Raw genomic sequence first — 22,920 nt, 5'->3', positions numbered from 1 at the left:
GCAGCGTGGCGCCACCCGCGCCGCCGCCGGCCGCCGCGCGCACTGCAGCGGCGCCTCCCGTCGAACGCGTCGCACCGCGTTCGGAGGCGGCGATGCGGCGCGGCAGCGATCCGACCGAGCTGCACAACTTGTTACGGGTGGGCATCGAGCGCGGCGCGTCGGACGTGCACATCCACTCGGGCATGCCGCTGCGCCTGCGCCTGCACGGGCAGTTCATCGCCGCGGACAAGTCGCCGATCACGCCCGATCGCGCCGAGCGCATCGTGTTCTCCGCACTGAACCCGGAGCAGGAGAGGATCTTCCGCGAACGCGGCGAGCTCGACTTCGCGTATCAGGTGCCCGGCTTCGGCCGCTTCCGCGTCAACGTGTACCGCCAGCAGCGCGGCTACGACGGCGTGTTTCGCGTGATTCCCGAGCAGATTCCGTCGCTCGAGTCCCTCGGCATGCCTGCGTCGCTCGCGCGCTTCACCAATTTCCACCAAGGCCTCGTGCTGGTTACGGGCCCCGCGAACTGCGGAAAGTCGTCGACGCTCGCCGCGCTCGTCGACCTCGTGAACGAGGAGCGTCAGGAGCACATCCTCACGGTCGAAGATCCGATCGAGTACGTGCACGCGCCGAAGCGCTGCGCGGTGAACCAGCGCACGGTCGGGCCGCACACCGAGTCGTTCGCGCGAGCGCTGCGTGCGGCGCTGCGCGAAGACCCCGACGTGATCGTGATCGGCGAGCTGCGCGATCTCGAGACGATCTCGCTCGCGCTCACCGCAGCGGAGACGGGCCACCTCGTGCTCGGCACGCTGCACACCAACAGCGCGATCCGCACGATCAACCGCCTGGTCGGCGTGTTCCCCGCCGACCAGCAGGATCAGATTCGCAACATGGTTTCGGAGTCGCTGCGCGCGGTGATCTCGCAGCGGCTCGTGCCGAGCAAGGACGGCTCGAAGCGCGTGCCGGCGCTCGAGGTGCTCGTCAACAACAAGGCCGTGGGAAATCTGATCCGCGAGAACAAGACCTTCCAGCTGTTCTCGATCATGCAGATGGGCGGCGCGCATGGCATGCAGCTGCTCGACGACTCGCTCTCGAAGCTCGTCGCGAGCGGTCAGATCTCGCGCGAAGAGGCGCTGCGCAACGCCGACGACCCGAAGCGGATCAAGGGGTGAGACGTGGCCGAGATCGATCGCCTGCTGAAGTACCTGAAAGAGAACAAGGGCTCGGACCTGCACCTCGCCGCGGGCCGCACGCCGCGCGTGCGCATTCACGGCGAGCTCGCCGACGTTGCCGGCTGGAGCCCCGTCGAGAACGGGAAGCTGCGCGAGATGCTGCGCGAGGTGTGCGCGGACTATTGCTGGAACGAGTACGAGGAGACGCATGACGCGGACTTCGCGTACGGCCTCGACGGCGTCGCGCGCTTCCGCGCGAACTACTTCGTGCAGCAGACCGGCGTGGGCGCGGTGTTCCGAATCATTCCCGAGAAGATCCTCACGGTGGACGACCTGAAGGTTCCGCCCGCGATCCGGAAGCTGGCGGAGTTGCGCCAAGGCCTCGTCGTCGTCACGGGCCCGACCGGCTCCGGTAAGTCGACGACGCTCGCGGCGATCATCGACAAGATCAATCGCGAGAACTCGCGCCACATCGTCACGATCGAAGATCCCGTCGAGTTCGTGCACCAGAACCAGCAGTCGGTGCTCTCGCACCGCGAAATCGGGTACCACACGAAGGGCTTCGCCCCTGCGCTGCGCGCCGCCGTGCGCCAAGACGCCGACGTCGTGCTCGTGGGCGAAATGCGCGATCGCGAGACGATCTCGCTCGCGATCACCGCGGCCGAGATGGGCATGCTCGTGTTCGGCACGCTGCACACGAACAGCGCGGCGAAGACGATCGATCGCATCATCGACGCGTTCCCCGCGAGCGAGCAGCCGCAGGTGCGCCTCAGCCTCAGCGAGTCGCTCGCCGCCGTCGTCGCGCAGTTGTTATTGCCGACTGCCGACGGCAAGGGCCGCATGGCCGTGCACGAGATTCTGCTGCGGACGCAGGGCCTCCCGAACTTGATCCGCGAGGGCAACATCCAGATGCTCGCGTCGGTGATTCAGGGCGGGAAGAGCGAGGGCATGCAGGCGATGGACGACGTGCTCTTCCAGCTCGCGAGCGAGAACAAGATCGCGGGCAAGGACGCTTACATGAAGGCGAATGATAAGGGGCGGTTTGAGCGGTTTGCGCCGGCGGACTGACTGCCACTTCGCATTCGCCTTCTTCCTTGTTTACATCGCAAACCGCGTCGAAGACTCCGCGGTTTGCTGCGCGCTTCGCTTGCTGCCTCGGCCGACGTGACTGGGTGGAGCGTTCGACTGCCGAGACGATCTGGCGTTCGGGCGAACGCGCGTCGAGTTTCGGGTGGAGCGCGGCGCGGTGTTGTTAGGAGAGCTCGCGGCGGGAGAGGCACCACGATTCTTCGTGGAGCCAGCAGGCTGCTTCTTGCGCGTGGGAGTCGGTGCGGAGCGAGGCGACGGGTGGGCGGTTGCCGCGCTCGCGGTCGTAGGCGGCGCGGAGGCGCGCTTGCACGGCGGCGTCGCGGCCGCCGAGGAGGGCTTGCACGCCGATCACTTCGAGGAAGCGCGCGTGGAAGCCGCGTTCGGTCTTCCTGGCGACGAGTAACCAGCCGGCGTGGTCGCGCACGATGCGGCGCACGCGCGAGGGCGGGAGGATCGCGGTCAGCGCGAGCGCGAGGCGGCCGCCCACGGGCAGCACGTCGAGCCAGCGCTGCTGCGGGTGCGTGACGCCCGCCTGCACGAACACGACGTCGACGTTCTCCGCGGGCTGCGTCACGCCGTCGGCGTGGCGCACCTCGACCTGCTTCCAGCGCGCGAGGTTCTTGCGCGCGCGCTCCACGAGATCCGGCGCGAGCTCGACCGCGATCACGCGACCGCGTGGGCCGACCACTTCGCCAAGGATCGCGGAGTAATAACCCGTGGAGCAGCCGATGTGCGCGACGCGCTCGCCTTCCTTCACTTCGAGCGCCTCGATCACGCGCCCGAGGAAGCCGGGGCTGCCGTTGTTCAGCATGCGCGCGGGGTCGAGCGCGATCGCGACGTCCTCGTAGACGCGCCTCACGTCGGCGTCGGGCGTGGAGCGGTAGCCCGCCGCATCGGGCAGCGTGAGCCACGGTCCGCGGCCGAGGAAGTCTTCGCGCGGTACCGACGCGAACGCGGCGAGGATGCGCGGATCGGAGACACGCCCCTTCTCGCGCAGCGAGACCGCGAATGCTGCGCGCGCGGCGGCGATCTCGGCGGTGCTCATCGCGAAGCACCGTAGCCCTCCATAGAATGCGCGCGTGCCGAGTCTCCCGATCAAGCCGATCCCGTTCGCGCTCGGCCTCGTCGCGTTCGCCGCCCTCGCCTTTCTCGATTCGCCGCTGCGGGATTTCGGCGAGTACGGCGCGCTGCCGGCGCTCGCGGCGGGCGTCACCGCGTGGATGGCGATCTGGTGGATCGGCGAGGCCGCGCCGCTCTGGCTCACCGCGCTGATTCCGCTCGCGCTCTATCCGTTCACGCGCGTCCACGGCGACGGCTTCGGCGTGAACTTGTTAGGCGCGCTGCTGCCCTACCTCGACCCGTACATCTTCCTGTTCCTCGGCGGCATGGGCATCGCCGCGGCGATGCAGCAGTGGAACCTGCACCGCCGCGTCGCGCTCGCGATCATGCGCCGCGTCGGCACCGCGCCGCGGCGGCTCTTGTTGGGCGTGCTCGCCTCGACCGCGCTCGTCTCGCTCTGGATCTCCAACACCGCCACCGCCGCGATGATGCTGCCGATCGGCCTCGCCGTGCTGCGGGAGCTCGAGCGCCAGGCTGGGCGGCGCCTCGCCGGGTTCGGCTGCGCGATGATGCTTGCGATCGCGTATGGCGCGAACGTCGGCGGCATGGGCACGAAGATCGGCACCGTGCCCAACGCGCAGCTCGCGGGCTTCCTCGTGCAGGAGCGCGGCGTCGACGTCTCGTTCCTCGGCTTCATGGCGATCGGCCTCCCCTTCGTGATCGCGTTCGTGCCCGTGCTGTGGCTCGCGCTCTGGCGGGTGGGCCGCCGCGACGCGCCGGCGCAAGCGGTCGGCGAAGCGGCCCTCGCGAGCGAAGCGCGCGCGCTCGGGCCGCTGCAGCGCGCGGAACGCGCAGTGATGGTCGTGTTCGTGGCCGCAGCGGCGCTGTGGATCGCGGGCAAGCCGATCACGGATTGGCTGAAGCTGCAGGTGACCGCGTTCAAGCTCGGCAGCTCGCACGTCGAGGCGGCGATCGCGCTCAGCGCTTCGCTCGCGCTGATCCTCTGGCGTGTGCGCGGCGAGCGCGTGCTCGCCCCGCGCTCGTTCCGGCTGCTGCAGTGGGAGGCGCTCGTGTTGTTAGGCGGCGGCTTCTCGATGGCCGCCGCGGTCGAGGCGAGCGGTCTCTCCGCGTGGCTCGGCGGCCAGCTCACCGCGCTCCGCGAGTTCCCGGCCTTCGCACAGGTTGCCCTCGCGAGCCTCGCGACCGTGACGCTCTCGGCGTTTGCCTCGAACGTCGCCACCACCGCCGTGATGTTGCCGATCCTCGTGAGCAGCGTCTCGCCCGAGCACACGAACGTCGCGCTCGTCTCCGCCGCGCTCGCCTCGTCCTGCGACTTCGCGCTGCCCGCCGGCACGCCCCCCAACGCGATCGTGTTCGGCTCCGGCTACGTGAAGGTGCCGGTGATGGCGCGCACGGGCGCCGCGCTCGACGTGCTCGCGGCGCTGATCGTCAGCGCGTGGTGCTGGTGGATCGTGCCGCGCGTCATTGGCTGAGCAGCGCGGAGTAGCCCTCGCGGTAGCTCGGGTGCGTGAACGTGAAGCCGCTCGCGCGCAGGCGGGCACTGCTGCAGCGCTTGCCGCTCGGCGCGCCGCTGGCGTCGTAGGCGCCGCGCGGCGGCTGGGCGCCCGCACGCGCAGCGATCCACCGCATCACGTCGGCCTGATCTGCGGGCTCACAGTCCACGCCGACGTAACAACTCGCCGGCGCCGGGAGGGCGAGTAGATGCGCGCACGCGCGCGCGGCGTCGTCGCGGTGGATGCGATTCGTGAAGTGCGGCGCGCTCGGGAGCCGCGCTCCACCCCGGCGCACGCGCTCGAGCAGCGCGGTGCGGCCGGGGCCGTAGATCCCGCCGAGGCGCAGCGCGATCGCCGTGCACCCCGCGCCGCGCGCTACACCCTCGCCTTCGAGCACGCGCTGCCCCGGGAAATCGAGCGGCTCCGTGGGAGACGACTCGTCGACCCAGCTGCCGTCGTCCTGCGCGTAGACCGAAGTGCTCGACGCGAACAGCACGCGCTTCAGCGCCGACTCCGCGCGCAGCCGTGCGAGCAAGCTCGCGAGGCCATCGACGTACGCGCGCTGATACGCCGCTTCGTCGCGCGCGTCGGCGGCGACGAGGTAGGCGAGCGCCTCTACGCCCGCGAGCGGCAGCGCCGCGAGGGCACGCGCATCTGCGAGATCGCACGCGAGCCAGCGCACGCGAGAATCGGCAGCCGCCTGCGGCGAGCGCCGCAGCGCGAGCACTTCGTGCCCGGCATCCGCGAGGAGGCGCACGAGCTGTGCGCCCACGTAGCCCGCGCCGGCGACGAGCACGCGCACGCGCGTTACTGCGCGCGCGCGGCGCGCGAGAAGTGGTGCAGCAGGATCGCGCTCGCGGCAGAGACGTTCAGCGAGTCGAAGCCGGCGCGCATGCGGATCGTCACGCGGGCGTCGGCCACCTCGCGCGCCGCGGCGCTGAGGCCGTAGCCCTCGCTGCCGAGCACGAGGCACACGCGCTCGGGCAGCGCGCGCGCGGCGCCGAACTCGCGCACGTCGACCGCATCCGGCTGGGAGACCGCCGCGAGCACCGCCCATCCCGCCGCGCGGAGCTTCTCGAGCTCGCGCGGCCAGGCGGCGCAGCGCGCGAACGGCAGCTGCAGCGTCGCACCCATCGAGACGCGGATCGCCTTGCGGTAGAGCGGATCGGCGCCGCCCGGCGAGAGCAGCACGCCGTCCGCGCCGAACGCGCGCGCGCTGCGGAACACGCCGCCCACGTTGTCCGGATCGCCGAGCTGCTCGAGCGCCAGTAACAACCCGCCGGCCGCGCCCGCCGCGAGCGCCTCGGGCGCCAGCTCGGCGCCGCGCTCCGCGAGCGCGAGGCAGCCTTGGTGCACGCGGTAGCCCGCGAGCGACGAGATCAGGTCGCGCGACACGACGAACACCTCGGGCGCGCCCGGGTACGCCGCGAGCGCGGGCGCGAGCGCCGCCAGCGCAGTCTCGTTCACGAGCAGCGAGCGCACCGCGAAGCGCCGCGACGCGAGCAGCCGCTCCACCACGATGCGGCTCTCGGCGACGAACACGCCGCGCTGCGCGAGCAGGTCGGCCTCGCGCACCGCCTGATAACTCGCGATGCGCGGGTCGTCCCGATCGGCGATCGCGACCGGATTCACGCGGGAGCGACGCAGCGATTCACGAGCGTGCCCACGCCCTCGATCTCGGTGCGGATCGTCTCGCCCGGCTTGAGGTACCGCTTGCGCACCGAGCCCACGCCGCCCGGCGTGCCCGTGAAGATCAGATCACCGGGCAGCAGCTCGCAGTGCCGCGACAGGTACGCGATCAGCTCGGGCACGCCGAAGATCAGCTGATCCGTGCGCGACGTCTGCATGCGCTCCGCGTCGAGATCGCACGTGATCGCGAGGTCGAGCGGCTTCGCGAGCTCGTCGAGCGTGACGATCGCCGGCCCGATCGGCCCGAACGTCGCGCGCGACTTCCCGAGCGAAAACTGCGGCGGCTGGCTCGCGAACTGCAGCTTGCGATCGCTGATGTCCTGCCCACAGCAGTACCCCGCGACGTACTCGAGCGCGCGCGGCTCCGCGACGTTCTCCGCGCGCTTCCCAATCACGACGACGAGCTCCGCCTCCCAGTCCACGCGATCCCCGAACACGATCACGTCGCTCGTCGGCCCCGCGAGACAGCTCGGAAACTTCGTGAACACCAGCGGCTCCTTCGGCACGGGCAGCCCCGCCTCCGCCGCATGATCCCGGTAATTCAACCCAATCCCGAACACCGCCCGCGGCCGCGGCGAGCAAGGCCCTAACAACCTCCCATCGATCTCCGGCGCGCCCGACAGGTCGAGCCCCGAGCCGAACGCACGCACACCCTCGAAGCTCGCCAGCGCCTGCATCGGCTCCGGCCCAAAGCGCCCCGACGACGCGCTCTCCAAATCCAAGCCGCGCGTCATGTCGCGCGACAGCAACACCGCGCGCCCCCGCAGATTCGCCAAACGCATCGCACTCTCCTTCACACCAACCAGCCACCCTAGCCTCCGCCGCCGGGAGTCTTCGACCCGGCGGCTCCGCCTCCGCATCCGCCTCCGCCTCCGCCTCTTCGTGCACCTCGCAGCCGTAACGCGCTCGCCAGCAGCACGCGCGCAGCGCGAATCGACGGGGCCTCGATGGCCCCGTCGATTCGCCGCTCTCAAGACAACCGCACGCGGCGACCGTCACCGTCGCTGGCGAACCGAGGAGGCCGCGCGCCGGGCGGGCCGCGGCGGAGCCGAAATCAAGCGCAGCGGCGACCCACGGGAATGCCGCGACCTCAGGCAACGCCGCGGATCAAACCCGATGGCGCTTCCCGCCAAAGGTCGCCGCGAGCCATTCGGCGCAGCCGCGGCCCGCCCGGCGCGCGGCCGGAATCCCGAACCAGCGTTCTTCTCGCCGCGAAGAGTCTTCGACTTCGCGGCTCTTCCAATCGCCAGCAAGCTCACCCGTGCCGCGTGACGTGCTCCACTTCCTTCGCACTCCCAAGAATCGCCGGCACCCGGTCATGCAGCCCACCCGGCGCCACCTCGAGAATCCGCTGCGCCCCCGTCGAGCCTGCCCCGCCCGCCTGCTCCAGCACGTACGCCATCGGATTGCACTCGTACATCAGCCGCAGCTTTCCCTTCGGCGCCTTCTTCGTGCCCGGGTAGATGAACACCCCGCCCTTCAGCAGCGTGCGGTGCACGTCCGCGACCATCGAGCCGATGTAGCGCGCGCCGTATCCAGCACCGTGCGCAAAATCGAGGTACGCGCGCAGGCCGTCCGCGAAGTCGTTCACGTAAGCCTCGTTGATCGAGTACGTCTTGCTCTCGGCCGGAACCGCGAGCTTGCTCTTCACGAGCACGAACTCGCCGATGCCCGGATCGAGCGCGTACATGTCGGTGCCCTTCGCGGTCGCGAGCACGAGCAGCACCGAGGTGCCGTAGAGCACGTAGCCCGCGGCCACCTGCGCGGCGCCTTTCTGCAGCACCGCGCTCTCGGTAGACGCGTCGGGCTGGTTGTTATGGAGCACGCTGAAGATCGTGCCGACCGAGACCGCGACGTCGATGTTCGACGAGCCGTCGAGCGGATCCGCGAGCACCACGTACTGCCCGCCGGCGCTCTTGGTGCGAATCACGCACGGCTTCTCCTGCTCCTCGCTCGCGTAGACCGCGCAGCTCGGGCAGGCGCGCAGGCACTCGAGCATCAGCGCGTCCGAGATCACGTCGAGCTTCTGCTGCACCTCGCCCTGCACGTTGACCGCGCCGGCCACGCCGATCACGTCGTCGATGCGCGCGCGCTGCACTTTGCGCGCGATCGCCTTGCCGGCGAGCGCGATCGCCTCGACGACGTCGGCGAGGCCCGCGGGCTGATTCGCGCGCAGGTGCTTGCCGAGGGTGGTGAGGTTCTCGCGGACGAGGGTCGAGTCGGTCATGGGCTCCCCTGGATGTACGGCGCAGCGCCGCGCGCCCCGTAGGTGCGCGGCGGGGGGCGCAACGTAACGGGAGCGCTCACCCCCCGACATCGAACCTCCTACGTCAGACGCGGGAGGTTCGGGTCCCGGCCGCGCGCATCCCCTCATGCAACTTTCTTGCGCGCACCCGTGGTGCGCCCGCCGGCCGTGCGTTACCCGTGAGTCACTTCGCGGCGCGTCCTGACGGACGACGCGGGTCCACCCGCAGCGGGTGCGAGGGCCGAAGCCCGGGCCAATCCCCGGCGGCTCAGGTCGAAACCGCTGCGACTTGCGCGCCGGGGCTCGGCCCTCGCGCGCTTGCGAAGGAAGCGGATTGAGCGACTCCACCGGCCCCAAGCCGAAGCGCCGTGCCCCCGTGCGCCGCAAGCAGGTTGCGCCCGACGCCCCTGCGTCCGAGGCGACCGAGGCGACACCCGAGGCGGCCGAAGCTGCCGCCAGCGTTGAGGAATCCCCGAAGCCGGCGCCCAAGAAGCGCGCGACGCGGCGCAAGCCGGCTGCGGAGCCGGCGCCCGAAGAGCCCTTACTGGCCGCCGATGAGCTACCCGCGGACGCGCTCCCCGAGCGTGCCTCGCCGATCGATGAGGAGATGCTCGAGGCGATCCGGCGCGAGGTGACCGCCGACCGCCAAGGCGAGGACGAGCTCTACGCCCTCGCGCAGACGATCGCGCACGAAGAGGACGAGATCGTCGAGGACGAGATCGTCGCCCAGTCCGGCCCGCTGTTCGTAGGACCGGTACCCCTCGACACGCCCGAGGAGCGTCTGGCGGCGATGCAGAAGGCCGCGCAGCGGCTCGGCATCTCTCAGCTGCACCCCGAGCAAGAGCGCGTGATCGACATGCTCCTGCGCGGCGACGACGTGCTGATGGTGCTGCCGACCGGCTTCGGCAAGAGCGCCTGTTACCAGATCCCTTCGCTGATCCTCTCGAAGCCCGTGCTCGTGCTCTCGCCGCTGCTCGCGCTGATGAAAGATCAGTTCGAGAAGATGCGCCGGCTCGGCGTGCCGTGCGTGAAGCTCGACGGCACGGTGCGCGGGAAGGAGCGCGAGAACGCGCTCGCCGAGATTGCGAAGGGCGAGCGGCTGCTCGTGATGACGACGCCCGAGACGCTCGGCTCGCCCGACGCGCAGGTCGCGCTCACCAAGGGCGGCATCTCGATGGCCGCCGTCGACGAGGCGCACTGCATCTCCGAGTGGGGCTACGACTTCCGCCCCGCGTACCTGAAGATCGGCGAGCGGCTGAAGGCGCTCGGCGGCCCGCCTGCGCTCGCCCTGACGGCCACGGCCACCGAGAAGGTGCGCCTCGCGATCGTGCGCTTCGTAGGCATGCGCGACCCGCAGGTGGTCGCGACTTCGCCGCATCGCTCGAACCTCGCCTTCGACGTGCTGCACTGCTCGTCCGGCGCGCGGCTGCGCGCGCTCGTGCGCCTCGCGCTGCGCGTGCGGCGGCCGGGCATCATCTACTGCTCGACCACGCGCGACGTCGACGAGCTCTACACCGTGCTGCAGCGCTTCGGCGTTCCCTCGCACCGCTACCACGGCAAGATGAGCTCGTCCGAGCGCGCGAAGAATCAAGAGGGCTTCATGTCGCGTGGGCGCCGCACCGTGATGGTCGCGACCAGCGCGTTCGGCCTCGGCATCGACAAGCCCGACATCCGCTACGTGATGCACTACCAGGCGCCGTCGTCGCTCGAGCAGTACGTGCAGGAAGCCGGGCGCGCGGGGCGCGATGGCCGCCGCTCGAACTGCATCATGCTCTACTCGCCCGAAGACCGCGCCATCCACGAGGCGCTGCTCTCGCGCAGCCGCGTGCGGCCCGAGCAGCTGTTCCGCCTCGCGTCGGCGCTGCTCGCGTGGGCGAAGGAAGACAAGGTGCCGAGCGTCGACGCGCTCTCGCTCTCGGGCGAGCTCGGCTCGCGCACCACCACCGCGCTGCTCTCGCTGCTCGAAGAAGCCGAGCTCGTGAAGTGGGACCCGACGGCGATCTACGTCGTGGTGCCGCTCGAAGAGTTCGAGCCGCGCGCGCGCCTGCTCGCCGGCCAGTTCGAGACGCTGCGAACGCAGGACGCGCGCCGCCTCGACGCAGTCGCCGATTACGCCACCGGCCCTTCGTGCCGCGCGTGGTTCCTGCGCGAGTACTTCGGCGAGGACGACGGCGAGGCGTGCGGCATGTGCGACCGCTGCCGCGGGCAGGCGGATCGTCCCGATTCGTTCTGGGAGCCGCTCGCGCCGCCGCGCGGCGACGAGCGCCGGCGCGGTCGCGGCCGTAACAAGCGTGGTCGCCACGGACAGCACGGGCGCCGCCCGCAGCACGGGGGACATCCGCAGCGCGGTGGTCACCCGCATCCCGAGGGCCAGCAGTTCGGCGGGCGCCGTAACAAGCGCCGCCGCAGACGTGGCCGGAACCGCGAGCGCTTCGAGAACGGGCAGTTCCCGAACGCGCCGCATCCCGGCGGCGAAGGCGGCGCTCCGTTCGCGGGCGAGCCGCGCTTCCAAGCCGGCGAGGCGCAGATCGCGGGCCAATCGTACGAGCGCATCTCGCTCGACGACATCGCGTCCGAGATGCACGAGGGCGGCGCGCCTGCTCAGGGTGAACGGCCCGAGGGCGGCGCGCCGTGGCACGGTGGCCCTAACAACAACGGCCAGGGCGGATTCCGCCGCCGGCGCCGCGGACGCCGGCGCGGCGGACGCGGACGGCGCTGGCGAGAGCGCTTCGAAGGAGGCGCACCGCAAGGCGATGGCGGTGGCGGTGGCGACGGCGGTGGCTTCGGCGGCGACGGTGACCGCGGGCCGTCCGGTTCGCCGGACTCGTCTGGATCCGGCGGCGAGTAGCGCGCGCTCCGGCGCACGGCCCAGCCTTTGCGGCGCTGCTGCCCGTGGGCCAGCGCCTTCCCGATCCGACACTCGTTCAGCTGCTCGTCGACGCGGCGCCTCGCTCTGCCGGAGCTGCCCCTCGGCGCTAACCCGCAGATTCGGCGGCGCTCGCTTCGCGCCGCGCAGACGTAGAATTCGCGCGCCCTGGAGGAGTCATGCGCACGCGCTTCGCCCTAATCACTCTGCTCGGAGCGCTCCCGCTCGCGCTGCTCGCGGCGCGAGCCGGCGACGAACTGCGCCTCCCGCGCGGTGCGAAGCGCGCAACCGCGAAGATCAGCGCGGACTCGATCCGCAGTGTCGTCGCGGAGCTCGGCAGCGACGCCTACGAGGGCCGCGGCCCTGGCAGCGCGGGCGACGCGAAGGCGCGCGCGTGGCTCGAAGCGCGCATGCAGGCGCTCGGCTTCGCGCCCGGCGCCGCCGACGGCACGTATCAGCAGCGCTTCGAGATGATCGCCGTGCAGCCGGACCTGCCGGCCGAGTGGCGCTTTCTCGGCGCGAACGGCGCCGTCGCGACGCTGAAGCCGCGCGAAGATTTCGTCGCGATCGGCGAGAAGCAGCGCGAGCTCGCGCGTGTCGCGGACAGCGAAGTCGTCTTCGTCGGCTACGGGATCGTCGCGTCCGAGTTCGACTGGAACGACTACAAGAGCGACGTGCGCGGCAAGACCGTGCTGATCCTCAACAACGATCCCGACTGGGACGACGCGCTCTTCGCAGGCAACCGCCGGCTCTACTACGGACGCTGGGATTACAAATTCGCCGAGGCCGCGCGGCACGGCGCAGCCGCGGCGGTCGCCGTGCACACGACGCCGTCCGCCGGTTACCCCTGGCAGGTGGTGCGCACGTCGTGGGGCAAGGAGGAGTACCAGCTACCGCTCGGCGACGAGCCGACGAACGAAGTGCGCGGCTGGGTGACGGAGGCGAAGGCGCGCGAGATCGCAGCGCTCGGCGGCCACGACTTCGCGCAGCTGACCGAGCGCGCGAAGTCGCGCGAGTTCGCGCCGGTCGCGCTCGGCGCGACTACCTCGCTCGAGGTGCGCGCTGCGCTGCGGCGCATCGAGACGGCGAACGTGCTGGCGCTGCTGCCTGGGCGCGACGCGAAGCTGCGCGACCAGATCGTCGTGTACACGGCGCATCACGATCACCTCGGCATCGGCGAGCCCGACGCGAGCGGCGATGGCATCTACAACGGCGCGCTCGACAACGCCGCGGGAGTCGCGGTCGTCGCGAACGTCGCGGAAGCGTTCGCGGCGCTGCCGAGACCGCCGCGGCGCAGCGTGCTGTTCGCGTTCGTCGCAGCCGAGGAGCAAGGCTTGTTAGGGTCGAAGTTCTACGCCGCGAATCCGACTGCGCCGCCCGGCCGCCTTGCCGCGAACGTCAACTTCGACGGTGCGAACATCCTCGCGCGCAGTAGTGCCGTCGAAGTGATCGGCCGCGGCAAATCCTCTCTCGAAGAGCTGCTCGCGCTGGCCGCCGCGCGCCAAAGCCGCGCGATCGTCGACGAGCGCTTCCCCGACCGCGGCTTCTACTACCGCTCGGACCAGCTCAACTTCGCGCGCATCGGCGTGCCCGCGCTCTACTTCCGTGCCGCGGGCGAGGGCATCGGCAAGCCTGCGGGATGGCTCTCCGAGCAGCGCGTGCAGTACGAAGCCGAGCGCTACCACCAGCCGAGCGACGAGCTCGACGACTCCTGGGACTTCGCCGGCGCCGTCGAAGACGCGCAGCTCGGCTTCTGGGTCGGCGCCGCGGCTGCTGAGGCGGACGCGATGCCGACCTGGCGCGCGGGCGACGAGTTCGAGACGACGCGGAAGGCCGCGCTCGAAGCGCTCACCGCGGAGTAGCTACAGCCCGCGCACCTGCGGCAGCACCTTGCGCGCGAGCAGCTCGACCGGCTTCACGTCGGACACGTTCGTCATGTTGAAGATCGCGTGCTGGATGCCCGCGCTCGCGAGCTCGCGGCAGGTCGCCACCGCCGCGTCGACGCTCGCGTCGTCGGTCAGCGTGAGCGTCGCGAGCGACGTCTTCTCGATGCGGTCGTAGTCGCGCTTCAGCGCATCACAGTGGCGGCGCAGCACGTCGAGCTTCTGCCGGATGAGCGCCGCGCCCGCGTAGGTGAAGAGGTTGCACGCGTCGGCGTACTTCGCGACGAGGCGCAGCGTCTTCTGCTCGCCCATGCCGCCGATCAGGATCGGCGGGCGCGGGATCGTTCGTGCCTTCGGCACGTTCAGCGTCTCGGCGAGCTGGTAGTGCTTGCCGTCGAAGCGGTGCACGCCGCCGCTCCACATCAGGTGCGCGATCTCGAGCGCCTCTTCGAGCCGCTCGAAGCGCTCCTTCAGCGGCGGGAACGCGACGCCGAGGCCGCGGTGCTCGCGCTCGAACCACGCCGCGCCGATGCCGAGCACTGCGCGCCCGCCCGACAGCACGTCGAGCGTCGTCACCGTCTTCACGAGCACGCCGGGATGCCGGTACGTCACGCCCGTGACCATCGTGCCGAGCGTCGCGCGCCTCGTGAGGCCCGCGAGGTAGGAGAGCGCGCTGTAGCCCTCGAGCATGTCGAGCTCGGCCGCGCCCACGGGCGGGATCTGGAAGAAGTGATCCATCATCCACAGGCTCGCGAGCCCGCCTTCGTCTGCGGTCTGCGCGATCGCGCGCAGCTTCGCCGGCAGCTGCGCCGGCCCGCCGGGCCACGTGAAGTTGGGAATCTGGAGGCCGATCTTCATCGAGTTCTCCTCGCCGGCCGCACTCTACTTCGCTCTCTCTCCTACCGTTCCGCGTTCCATGGCAGAGCAGCGCTTCGACCCGCGATTCCCTTGGCTGCTCGCCGGCTCCGCGAGCTGGTTCGGCGCGTGGGGCATGCAGCAGGTGCTCGTGCCGTGGCTCGTGGTGAACGTGCTGCACGAGAGCGCGACCAACACCGGCGTCGTGCAGATGGCGACGATGCTGCCCACGATCTTCCTGCTGCCCTTCGGCGGCGCGCTCGCGGATCGCGTCGACGCGCGCTGGCTGCTCGCGCTGCTGCACGTCGCGGCGGGGATCGCGCCGCTCGCGATCGCGCTCTCGATTCCGCGCGGCGCGCTCTCGCTCGAGTTGCTGTTCGGCGCCGCGCTCTTCACGGGGCTCGTGAACAGCTTCGCGAACCCGTCGCGCGACAGCCTGCTCTCGCGCGTCGCCGGCACGCAGCTCACCCGTGCCGTCGCGGGAGTGATTACGGCGCAGTTCACCGCGCAGGGCATCGGCATGCTCGTCGCGAAGAACGCCGACGCGCTCGGTGCGCCGCGCGCGCTCGCGATCCAGGCGTGCGTCGTCGCGCTCGGCGCCGCGTTCTGCTTCCGGCTCCCCGGCAAGCCCGCGGGCGCGCCGCGCCGCGAGCCGCTGCGCTTCGCCGAAGTCGCCTCGGGCGTGCGCTTCGTGTGGCGCAACGAAGTGCGCGCGGTGTGGCCGCTCGTCGCCGGCGTCGGGCTGTTCTTCAGCGGCGCTTACAACGTGCTCTTCCCGGTGATGGTGCGCGACGTTTATCAGGGCGGCGTCGACGAGATCGCGGTGCTGCTGTTCGCGTTCCCCGCCGGCACGATCTTCGCCTCGGGCTTCGTGTTCCTGCGCGGAGTGCGGCGCAAAGGCGCGGCATTGATCACCGCGCAGGCGCTCGGCGCGCTCACGGTGATCGGCTGCGGCCTCGGGCTCGCCTTCGAAGCGATCGTGCTGTTCACGTTCGCCTGGGGCCTCGCCGGCGGATTCTTCATGACGACGGGCCGCGCGCTCTTCCAAGAGCGCGCTCCCGCTGAGGAACGCGCGCGCATCATGGCCGTGCATCAGCTCGCCTTCGTCGCGTCGGGCCCGCCCGGCGCGCTGCTCGCGGGCGCGCTCGGCGACGCGCTCGGGCCGCTCGCGGCTACTGTGGCCCTCGGCTGCGCGATGCTCGCGCTGATCGCGACGATCGCCGCCACCTCGAACGTTTGGCGCATGGAGTAATCCCGTGTTTCGCAGCGAAGCAGTGACCCAGGGAATTCGCGTGACGGTGGAGTCCCGCTTCGAAGCGGAGCGCTCGGCGCCCGACGAGGGCCAGTGGTTCTTCTCGTATCACGTGCGCATCGAGAACGAAGGCGACCGCGTGGCGCAGCTGATCTCGCGCCACTGGATCATCACGGACGGCAACGGCAAAGAGCAGGAAGTGCGCGGGCCGGGCGTGGTCGGCGAGCAGCCCGTGCTCGAGCCCGGCGAAGCCTTCGAGTACACGTCGGCCTGCCCGCTGCAGACTCCCGTCGGCTCGATGCGCGGCACGTACCGCATGGTCGCGCCGGGCGGCGCCGCCTTCGACGCGGTGATCGCGCCGTTCGGCCTCGGCGAGCCGCGCGTGATCAACTGACTTGGCCGCCCAGGAGACTTCGATGACCTCGCTCGCAGGCAAGACCGCAGTCATTACGGGCGCCACCTCCGGCATCGGGCGCGCGACCGCAGTCGAGCTCGCACGTCGCGGCGCGCGCCTCTTGCTCGTGGGGCGCAACGAGACCCGCGCGAAGGAGACGCTGGACGCGATTCGCGCCGCGGCGCCGAAGTGCGACGCCGAGGTGATCCGCGGCGACTTCGCGGCGCAGGCGGAAGTGCGGCGGGTCGGCGAGGAGCTCGCGAAGCGCGTCGACGCGCTCGACCTGCTGATCAACAACCACGGCGTCACGCTGATGAAGCGCGAGACGACGCCCGACGGCTTCGAGGCAACGTTCGCGATCAACCACCTCGGCTACTTCCACCTCACGGGCATCCTCTTGCCGAAGCTGCGCGCCACGAAGGGCGCGCGCATCGTGAGCGTCGCGTCCGAGGCGCACAAGTTCGGCGCGCTCGATCTCGCGGACCTGCACAGCGAGAAGAAGTACGCGGCGATGCGCGTGTACGGAAAGTCGAAGAGCGCGAACATCCACTTCACGCGCGAGCTCGCGCGCCGCTACGGCAGCGCGGACCTGACGATCAACTGCGTTCACCCCGGCGGCGTCTCCACGAATCTCGGCGCGGGCCAAGGCGGCGCCGCGATGAAGGCGTTGCACAAGCTCATCATGCTGTTCATGAAGACGCCCGAGGAAGGCGCGGAGACGTCGCTCTACGCGGCGACCTCGCCCGACGCGGCTGGCCGGAGCGGCGCCTATTACTCCGACTGCAAGCTGAAGGAGCCGGCGCCGCACTGCCGCGACGACGCGACCGCGAAGCGGCTGTGGGACGTGAGCGAGCGGCTGACGGGGTTCACGTACCCGGCGTGAGCGACGCTCACTCGGGTGGCGTAGCGTCGCGTCGGTCGCGGAGCTCTCAGTGGAGGTCACCTCGTGCGCTGCCATCGCATCTCGACCGCGCTCGTCGCGGCGTTCTTCCTCTTCGCGTGCGGCGACGACGCCGGCAACCGCGTCGCCAATGTCGCGGACGTTGGCGACACGGCTCCCGCGGACTCTGGCGACGCGGAGCCCGCGGACTCTGCGGCGCCTGCAGCGCGCACGGTCGTCGATCCCGTCAGCTTCAACGCGCTCATCCCGCTGCTTCCCGCTGCGCCGACGGACTGGACCGCCGCGACTCCGGATGGCTCGACCACTTCGATGCCCGAATACAAGGTGACGTTCGTAACCGGCCAGTACAGCCGAGCCGCGGCCGGCGATTCACCACAAGCTGACGTCACGATTCAGATCACGGATGGCGGGTTCGCGGAGATGGTCGCGGCGCCGTTCCAGATGATGTCGATGATGTCGCACGAATCGACGACCGGATATCAGAAGGGCGTGACGATCGCGGGCAACCCGGCCTACGAAGTGTGGGACAACGGCTCACGGCGATGCGAGCTCCACATCCTCGTCGCGGGCCGCTTCCTCGTCCATCTCCAGAGCTCGCAGATTCCTCCCGACGAGCTGCGCGCGTGGGCGGATCGGATCGACCTGGCCGGTCTCGCCGACCTCGCGGACTGACGCGTTCGCGCGCGCTCACCGCTCGAACGCAGTGAGTGCGCGAAAGCTGCTTCGAGCGAGCGCTGCGTGCGCCTGCGCGAGCTCACCCGCCGACACGGAGCCGGCGCGAGCGAGCGCGCGCAGCGTGCCGCGCCAGCGCAGCACGATGCGCGCGGGAATCGGGCCGCGCGCGAGCTCGCGGTCGCTGCGCACGGGATCCGGCAAGCGCGCGAGCAGCGCGATGCACTCAGCCAGCTCGAGAGCGTGCGCGGGCTTGCCGTAGCTGCGCTGTGCTGCAGCCGCGAGGCCATAGGTGCGCGGGCCGAACTCGGCGACGTTCAGATACCAGGTGAGCTGCTGCTCCTTCGAGAGCATGCGATCGAGCCAGAGCGCGCCGAGCGTCTCGCGCAGCTTTCGCAGTGGCGTCTGCTCGCGGCCGAGGAACAAGTTCTTCACGACCTGCTGCGTGATCGTGCTGCCGCCCCACACGACGCGGCCGTGCCGCGCGTTGCGAAGCAGCGCGTGCGTGATCGCGACGCGGTCGATTCCGGGGTGGTCGTAGAAGCGCAAGTCCTCGGCGGCGACGGTGGCAGCGCGGCAGGCTGGGCTCACGTCCTTCTCGCCCAGCCACGCTTCGCCCCCTCCGAGCGCCGCGAGCGGCCCGACGCTGCGTTCGAAGCGGGCGACGCCGTCAGCCTCGTAAGCGAGGTAGACGACGGCGCCGGAGCGCAGCGCGGAGACCGGCGGTGTGAGCAGCGCGATCAGCACGACACCGACGCTGAGTGCGATCGCACACCGGCGTCGCGCCATTCGCACCTCGCGCCGCGCGGTTACAGGTGCTCCAGCCGCACGCCGTCGCGCACGAAGCGCGCGAACGGAATCGGCACGCGGCTCGGGTCGGCAACGGCGACGCGCTTCTCGACCTCGGCGATCACCATCAGCGTCGCTTCGGGCAGCGGGAGCTCGCGCGCCTTCGAGAGCGCGACCCAGCGCAGATCGAGTAGCTCGCCGCTGCCTTCGAGGGCGTCGGGTGCGTGCGCGTGCGAGGCGTCCGCCAGGAAGAAGCGCGTGTCGAAGCGGCGCGGGTTGCCGGGCGGCGTGATCGCGCGCGCGATGTAGTCGAGGCCGTGCAGCGCGGGCACGACGCGGTTCGCGAAGAACTTCCCCCACGTCTCGGACTTGCTGCGCAGGCGCCGCTCGCTGCGCTGACCGACGAGCAGCCCGGCTTCCTCGTACGTCTCGCGCACCGCGGCCATCGCGAGCGCGTGCGCGCGCACCGCCGAGGCGCCGATCGTGAGCTTGGCGAGCACCTCGGGTCGCAGGTCCGTAGCCCGGGCCGCGCGCGCGTCGGCGGGGTCCACACGCCCGCCCGGAAACACGTAGAGGTTGGGCATGAACTTGAGACCGCCGGCGCGCCGCCCGAGCAGGATCTGCGGCTCGCCCTGATCGCGGCGGCAGAGCACGAGCGCCGCGGCGTCGCGCGGAACGACGCGGCCGGCGGCGGGAGCGGGGGCAGGAGCGGGAGGCGCTTCGGCTTCGGAAATGGCGGCGCAGCGTATGCCGCCGAAGCGCGAAGCGCCCCGCCCGCCCCGCCACAACTTCGCAGGGTCTGACCCCTGCACTGCTTCACCCCTCGGGGTCTGACCCAGCTCTCCCCCTTCCGCCGCGCCGCCGATTTCCTTAGCTTGCGCCGTCACTTCCCATGCATCCGCATACACAGATGCATGGGCGCCCGCGCCCGCCAAACTTTCAGGAGCCCCATGGACACGACCGTTCCCCGCTTCAAGGTGAAGGACCTCTCGCTCGCCGAGCTCGGCCGCAAGGAGATTCGGCTCGCCGAGCACGAGATGCCGGGGCTGATGGAGCTGCGGCGGCGCCATGGCGCGAGCAAGCCGCTGCGCGGCGTGCGAGTGATGGGCTCGCTGCACATGACGGTGCAGACCGCGGTGCTGATCGAGACGCTCACCGCGCTCGGCGCCGACGTGCGCTGGGTCTCGTGCAACATCTTCTCCACGCAGGACTCCGCCGCCGCCGCCGTCGCGGTCGGCCCGGACGGCACGCCCGCGGACCCGCGCGGCATCGCGGTCTATGCGTGGAAGGGCGAGACGCTCGAGGAGTACTGGTGGTGCACGGCCGCCGCCTTGTTATGGCCCGATGGCTCCGGCCCCGATCAGCTCGTCGACGACGGCGGCGACGCGACGCTGCTGCTCCACCGCGGGCTCGAGTGGGAGCGCGCGGGCCGCGTGCCCGACTTCGACGCGAAGAAGGACCCCGAGGAGTGGGGCGTGATCCTCGATCTCGCGCGCGGGATGCAGAAGAGCCACCCCGGCGTGTGGGCACGCATCTCGCCGAAGGTGCGCGGCGTTTCCGAAGAGACGACGACGGGCGTGCATCGCCTCTATCAGATGGAGCGCGCGGGCACGCTGCTCTTCCCCGCGATCAACGTGAACGACTCCGTCACCAAGTCGAAGTTCGACAACATCTACGGCTGCCGGCACTCGCTGCCCGACGGCCTGATGCGCGCGACCGACGTGATGCTCGGCGGCAAGGTCGCCGTCGTCGCGGGCTTCGGCGAAGTCGGCAAGGGCTGCGCGCAGGCGCTCCGCGGCCAAGGCTGCCGCGTCGTCATCACCGAGATCGACCCGATCTGCGCGCTGCAAGCGGCCATGGAGGGTTATCAGGTCACGACGCTCGACGAGGTGCTCGAGAGCGCGGACATCTTCATCACCGCGACGGGCAACGCGCACGTCATCACCGCCGAAGACATGTCGCGCATGAAGGACAAAGCGATCGTCGGCAACATCGGTCACTTCGACAACGAGATCGACATGGCCGGCCTCAAGGCGGTGCCGGGCATTGCGCGCATCACGATCAAGCCGCAGTACGACGAGTTCGTGTTCCCCGGCGGCAAGAGCATTCTCGTGCTCGCCGAGGGCCGCCTGCTCAACCTCGGCTGCGCCACGGGCCACCCGAGCTTCGTGATGTCGGCGAGCTTCACGAATCAGGTGCTCGCGCAGCTCGACCTGCGCGCGAACGGCGCGACGTACGAGAAGAAGGTCTACGTGCTGCCGAAAAAGCTCGACGAGGAAGTCGCGCGCCTTCACCTCGATCATCTCGGCGTGAAGCTGACGAAGCTCACGCCCGCACAGGCGAGCTACCTCGACGTGTCGGTCGAAGGACCCTTCAAGCCCGACCACTACAGGTATTAGGCGAGCGTCAGCGGTTGCGGTTCGTGCGTTCGCTCTTCGGAACGCGCCGATCCGCGAGCGCGATGAATGCATCGCGGCGTTGCTTGCGCTGCGAAACGAACGTGCGTCGAGCATGAGAACGCGCGCAAGTCGCGAGCACCGCCGCCCCGTGTGCGCGCGGCTGCGCGAGCAGCGCGGCGAAGTCCGCCCCCCCCCCCCCCCCCCCCCCCGAGCTGGTCCGCCCAGCGCGCATCCAGATCGGCTACGAGCGCTTCGGGCGTCTCGTGCGCGTCGCCTCTGAGTTAGATGTTGTCGCCGAGCAAGAGGAGCGCGTCGGGCTCGTGCGCCACGATCTCGTCCCAGGGCCGGCTGATCGGGAACGAAGTCTGCGGCGGCGCAAGACGTGAACGCGATCTTCGTCATCGAGGCGCGGAGGTAGCACCGTGATCACGCGGCGAGGGTTCTGTGCGGGCGTCGTGGGCGCCCTCGCCTGCGCGCGAGATCCCGCGGCGAAGCTCACGATCGCGCTGCTGCCGCTGCTTCCCACGCCCGACGAAGCGACGCTCGCCGCGGTGGAGAGGCTGGCGCGCGAGCTGTTGGGTGCCGTCCTGCTGCGCCTCGAGCCGGAGCCGCTGCCGGCGACGGCGTGGTACGCGCCGCGGCGCCGACATCGCGCGGAAGTGATCGTGCGCGTGCTCGAGTCGCGCGTACCGAGCGGCGCCGCGCGCATTCTCGGCGTCACCGCCGGCGACATCTCCACGACTCAGGGCGAAGCCAACGACTGGGGAATCTTCGGCCTCGGCACGATCGGCGGCCGCGCGGCCGTGGCGTCGAGTCACCGCATCGCGCGCAGCGCCGACGACGCGGCCCACGCGCGCGTGATGTTCTCGCGCGTGTGCGTGCACGAGCTCGGGCATGCGCTCGGGAGCCCGCACTGCGAGGAGCCCGGCTGCTTGATGCAGGACATGCACGGCAGCGTCGCGGTGCTCGACTCGTCGAGTGACTTCTGCGCCGCAACGCGCGCGCTGCTGGCGCGCGAAGGCGTGCGCGCGCGATAGCGTCGCGTCATGGCGAAACACAAAGTTCTCGTGACGGGCGCGCTCGGGGTGATCGGACGCGCCGTAGTGGAGCGCCTCGCGGCGCGCGACGACGTGCAGGTCGTCGGCCTCGCGCGGCGCGCGCCCGACAGCGGCCTCGAGCACGCGCTGCGCGGCGCCCCGAACGCGGTGCAGTGGGTGCGCTGCGATCTGCAGGACGAGGCCGCCACGCGCGCGGCGCTCGCGCCGCATCGCGACGCGACGCATCTCGTCTACGCCGCGCTCTACGAGAAGCCCGAGCTGATTCGCGGCTGGCTCGCGCCCGATCACGTCGACGTGAACGGCGCCATGCTCCGAAACACCTTCGCGGCGCTCGGCGGCGCGCCGCTCGCGCACGTCTCGCTGCTCCAGGGCACGAAGGCGTACGGCGCGCATGCAGGCCTCGCGATGCGCGTGCCCGCGCGCGAGCACGACGCGAAGCGCAACCACGCGAACTTCTATTTCGTGCAGCAGGACGAGCTGGAGACGCGCGCGGCGAAACAAGGCTTCGCGTGGACGATCTTCCGGCCGCAGGTCGTGCTCGGCGTCGCCATCGGCAGCGCGATGAATCCCGTCGCCACGCTCGGCGCCTACGCCGCGATCCAGCGCGAGCTCGGCGACGCCCTCGTCTTCCCGGGTCACGCGCACGTGCTGACCGAGTGCATCGACGCGCGCATCATCGCGGCGGCGATCGAGTGGAGCTGGCGCGAGCCGCGCGCGAACCGCGAGGCGATCAACCTCACGAACGGCGACGTGATCGTGTGGCGCACGTTCTTCGAGCGGCTCGCCGCGATGTTCGGCATGCGCGTGGAAGAGAAGCCCGGACGCGTGGGCGACGCGCTGCCGCAGCGCGCCGACGTGTGGCGACGCATCGCGCAGCGCGAATCGCTTCGCGTCGCGGACCTGGACGCGCTGATCGGCCTCAGCTGGCAGTACGCCGACATCCTGTGGGCCGCGCCCGCGCCGCCGCCGGTGCCCACGCTGGTGTCGAGCATCAAGGCGCGCCAGCTCGGCTTCGGCGATTGCATCGACAGCGAGGAGTGCATCGTGCAGCACCTCGAAGCGATGCGCGCGCTCGGCTATCTGCCGAAGCATTAGGGG

20 protein-coding genes are annotated in these 22,920 nt (G+C 70.8%); 12 read left to right on the top strand and 8 right to left on the bottom strand.

All coding sequences use genetic code 11. The features are described 5' to 3' along the window. Positions 1-92 precede the first annotated feature (92 nt). A complete protein-coding gene (locus FJ091_01720) occupies positions 93-1,157 on the top strand; it encodes a type IV pilus twitching motility protein PilT (protein ID MBM4382064.1) in 1,065 nt (354 codons plus the stop codon). 3 nt (positions 1,158-1,160) lie between these two features. After that, a complete protein-coding gene (locus FJ091_01715) occupies positions 1,161-2,225 on the top strand; it encodes a type IV pilus twitching motility protein PilT (protein MBM4382063.1) in 1,065 nt (354 codons plus the stop codon). Positions 2,226-2,409: 184 nt separating this feature from the next. On the opposite strand, the gene FJ091_01710 is transcribed toward FJ091_01715, so the two are convergent. Further along, positions 2,410-3,291, bottom strand: coding sequence for a methyltransferase domain-containing protein (locus tag FJ091_01710; GenBank protein MBM4382062.1), 882 nt, complete (start codon positions 3,289-3,291; stop codon positions 2,410-2,412). Positions 3,292-3,325: 34 nt separating this feature from the next. On the opposite strand from FJ091_01710, the gene FJ091_01705 reads away from it, so the two are divergent. Further along, the gene (locus FJ091_01705) at positions 3,326-4,798 is read left to right on the top strand and encodes an SLC13/DASS family transporter (GenBank protein MBM4382061.1); all 1,473 of its coding nucleotides are present in this window, start codon (positions 3,326-3,328) and stop codon (positions 4,796-4,798) included. Here the strand turns inward: FJ091_01705 and FJ091_01700 are convergent. The 4 genes from FJ091_01700 to fbp form a co-directional block, all read right to left on the bottom strand. Continuing rightward, positions 4,788-5,621, bottom strand: coding sequence for an NAD-dependent epimerase/dehydratase family protein (locus FJ091_01700; protein ID MBM4382060.1), 834 nt, complete (start codon positions 5,619-5,621; stop codon positions 4,788-4,790). The genes FJ091_01705 and FJ091_01700 overlap by 11 nt on opposite strands. A gap of 5 nt (positions 5,622-5,626) precedes the next feature. Then, a complete protein-coding gene (locus FJ091_01695) occupies positions 5,627-6,451 on the bottom strand; it encodes an RNA methyltransferase (protein ID MBM4382059.1) in 825 nt (274 codons plus the stop codon). Further along, complete coding sequence (locus FJ091_01690) at positions 6,448-7,290, bottom strand: fumarylacetoacetate hydrolase family protein (protein ID MBM4382058.1); 843 nt, start codon at positions 7,288-7,290, stop codon at positions 6,448-6,450. The genes FJ091_01695 and FJ091_01690 overlap by 4 nt, the downstream gene beginning before the upstream one ends. Positions 7,291-7,763: 473 nt before the next feature. Continuing rightward, positions 7,764-8,735 (bottom strand): class 1 fructose-bisphosphatase, encoded by a 972-nt coding sequence (gene fbp, locus FJ091_01685; protein MBM4382057.1) that lies wholly within the window; start codon positions 8,733-8,735, stop codon positions 7,764-7,766. 352 nt (positions 8,736-9,087) lie between these two features. On the opposite strand from fbp, the gene FJ091_01680 reads away from it, so the two are divergent. Beyond that, positions 9,088-11,601: an ATP-dependent DNA helicase RecQ gene (locus FJ091_01680; protein ID MBM4382056.1), complete on the top strand. Its 2,514-nt coding sequence runs from the start codon at positions 9,088-9,090 to the stop codon at positions 11,599-11,601. A gap of 197 nt (positions 11,602-11,798) precedes the next feature. Next, positions 11,799-13,481: a M28 family peptidase gene (locus tag FJ091_01675; protein MBM4382055.1), complete on the top strand. Its 1,683-nt coding sequence runs from the start codon at positions 11,799-11,801 to the stop codon at positions 13,479-13,481. Here FJ091_01675 and FJ091_01670 read toward each other — a convergent pair whose 3' ends face one another. Next, positions 13,482-14,360, bottom strand: a complete 879-nt coding sequence (locus FJ091_01670; protein ID MBM4382054.1) for an LLM class F420-dependent oxidoreductase — start codon at positions 14,358-14,360, stop codon at positions 13,482-13,484. It lies immediately after the preceding gene. Positions 14,361-14,418: 58 nt separating this feature from the next. Between FJ091_01670 and FJ091_01665 the strand changes: the two genes are divergently transcribed. From FJ091_01665 to FJ091_01650, 4 genes are all read left to right on the top strand, one after another. After that, positions 14,419-15,609: an MFS transporter gene (locus FJ091_01665; GenBank protein ID MBM4382053.1), complete on the top strand. Its 1,191-nt coding sequence runs from the start codon at positions 14,419-14,421 to the stop codon at positions 15,607-15,609. 4 nt (positions 15,610-15,613) lie between these two features. Beyond that, positions 15,614-16,003, top strand: a complete 390-nt coding sequence (apaG, locus tag FJ091_01660) for a Co2+/Mg2+ efflux protein ApaG (protein MBM4382052.1) — start codon at positions 15,614-15,616, stop codon at positions 16,001-16,003. Positions 16,004-16,025: 22 nt separating this feature from the next. Beyond that, positions 16,026-16,886 carry an SDR family oxidoreductase gene (locus FJ091_01655; GenBank protein ID MBM4382051.1) on the top strand — a complete coding sequence of 287 codons (861 nt, stop codon included), beginning with the start codon at positions 16,026-16,028 and terminating at the stop codon, positions 16,884-16,886. A gap of 63 nt (positions 16,887-16,949) precedes the next feature. Next, positions 16,950-17,576, top strand: coding sequence for a hypothetical protein (locus FJ091_01650; protein MBM4382050.1), 627 nt, complete (start codon positions 16,950-16,952; stop codon positions 17,574-17,576). A 15-nt stretch (positions 17,577-17,591) separates the two neighbouring features. Here the strand turns inward: FJ091_01650 and FJ091_01645 are convergent, their stop codons facing one another. Beyond that, positions 17,592-18,365: a transglycosylase domain-containing protein gene (locus tag FJ091_01645; GenBank protein ID MBM4382049.1), complete on the bottom strand. Its 774-nt coding sequence runs from the start codon at positions 18,363-18,365 to the stop codon at positions 17,592-17,594. Between the two features lie 20 nt (positions 18,366-18,385). After that, positions 18,386-19,435: an NUDIX hydrolase gene (locus tag FJ091_01640; GenBank protein ID MBM4382048.1), complete on the bottom strand. Its 1,050-nt coding sequence runs from the start codon at positions 19,433-19,435 to the stop codon at positions 18,386-18,388. Between FJ091_01640 and FJ091_01635 the strand changes: the two genes are divergently transcribed. The 3 genes from FJ091_01635 to FJ091_01625 all read left to right on the top strand — a co-directional run bounded on the left by FJ091_01635 (position 19,316) and on the right by FJ091_01625 (position 22,917). Beyond that, positions 19,316-20,764 (top strand): adenosylhomocysteinase, encoded by a 1,449-nt coding sequence (locus FJ091_01635; protein MBM4382047.1) that lies wholly within the window; start codon positions 19,316-19,318, stop codon positions 20,762-20,764. The two genes, FJ091_01640 and FJ091_01635, sit on opposite strands and share 120 nt — an antisense overlap. A 422-nt stretch (positions 20,765-21,186) precedes the next feature. After that, positions 21,187-21,801 (top strand): hypothetical protein, encoded by a 615-nt coding sequence (locus FJ091_01630; protein ID MBM4382046.1) that lies wholly within the window; start codon positions 21,187-21,189, stop codon positions 21,799-21,801. Positions 21,802-21,810: 9 nt separating this feature from the next. Further along, positions 21,811-22,917, top strand: coding sequence for an NAD(P)H-binding protein (locus tag FJ091_01625; GenBank protein ID MBM4382045.1), 1,107 nt, complete (start codon positions 21,811-21,813; stop codon positions 22,915-22,917). The last annotated feature ends 3 nt before the right edge of the window (positions 22,918-22,920 follow it).

Source organism: Deltaproteobacteria bacterium (assembly GCA_016875395.1).
In the GTDB taxonomy this organism is placed as follows: domain Bacteria; phylum Myxococcota_A; class UBA9160; order UBA9160; family UBA6930; genus VGRF01.
This window is presented reverse-complemented; position numbering and strand designations above follow the sequence as displayed.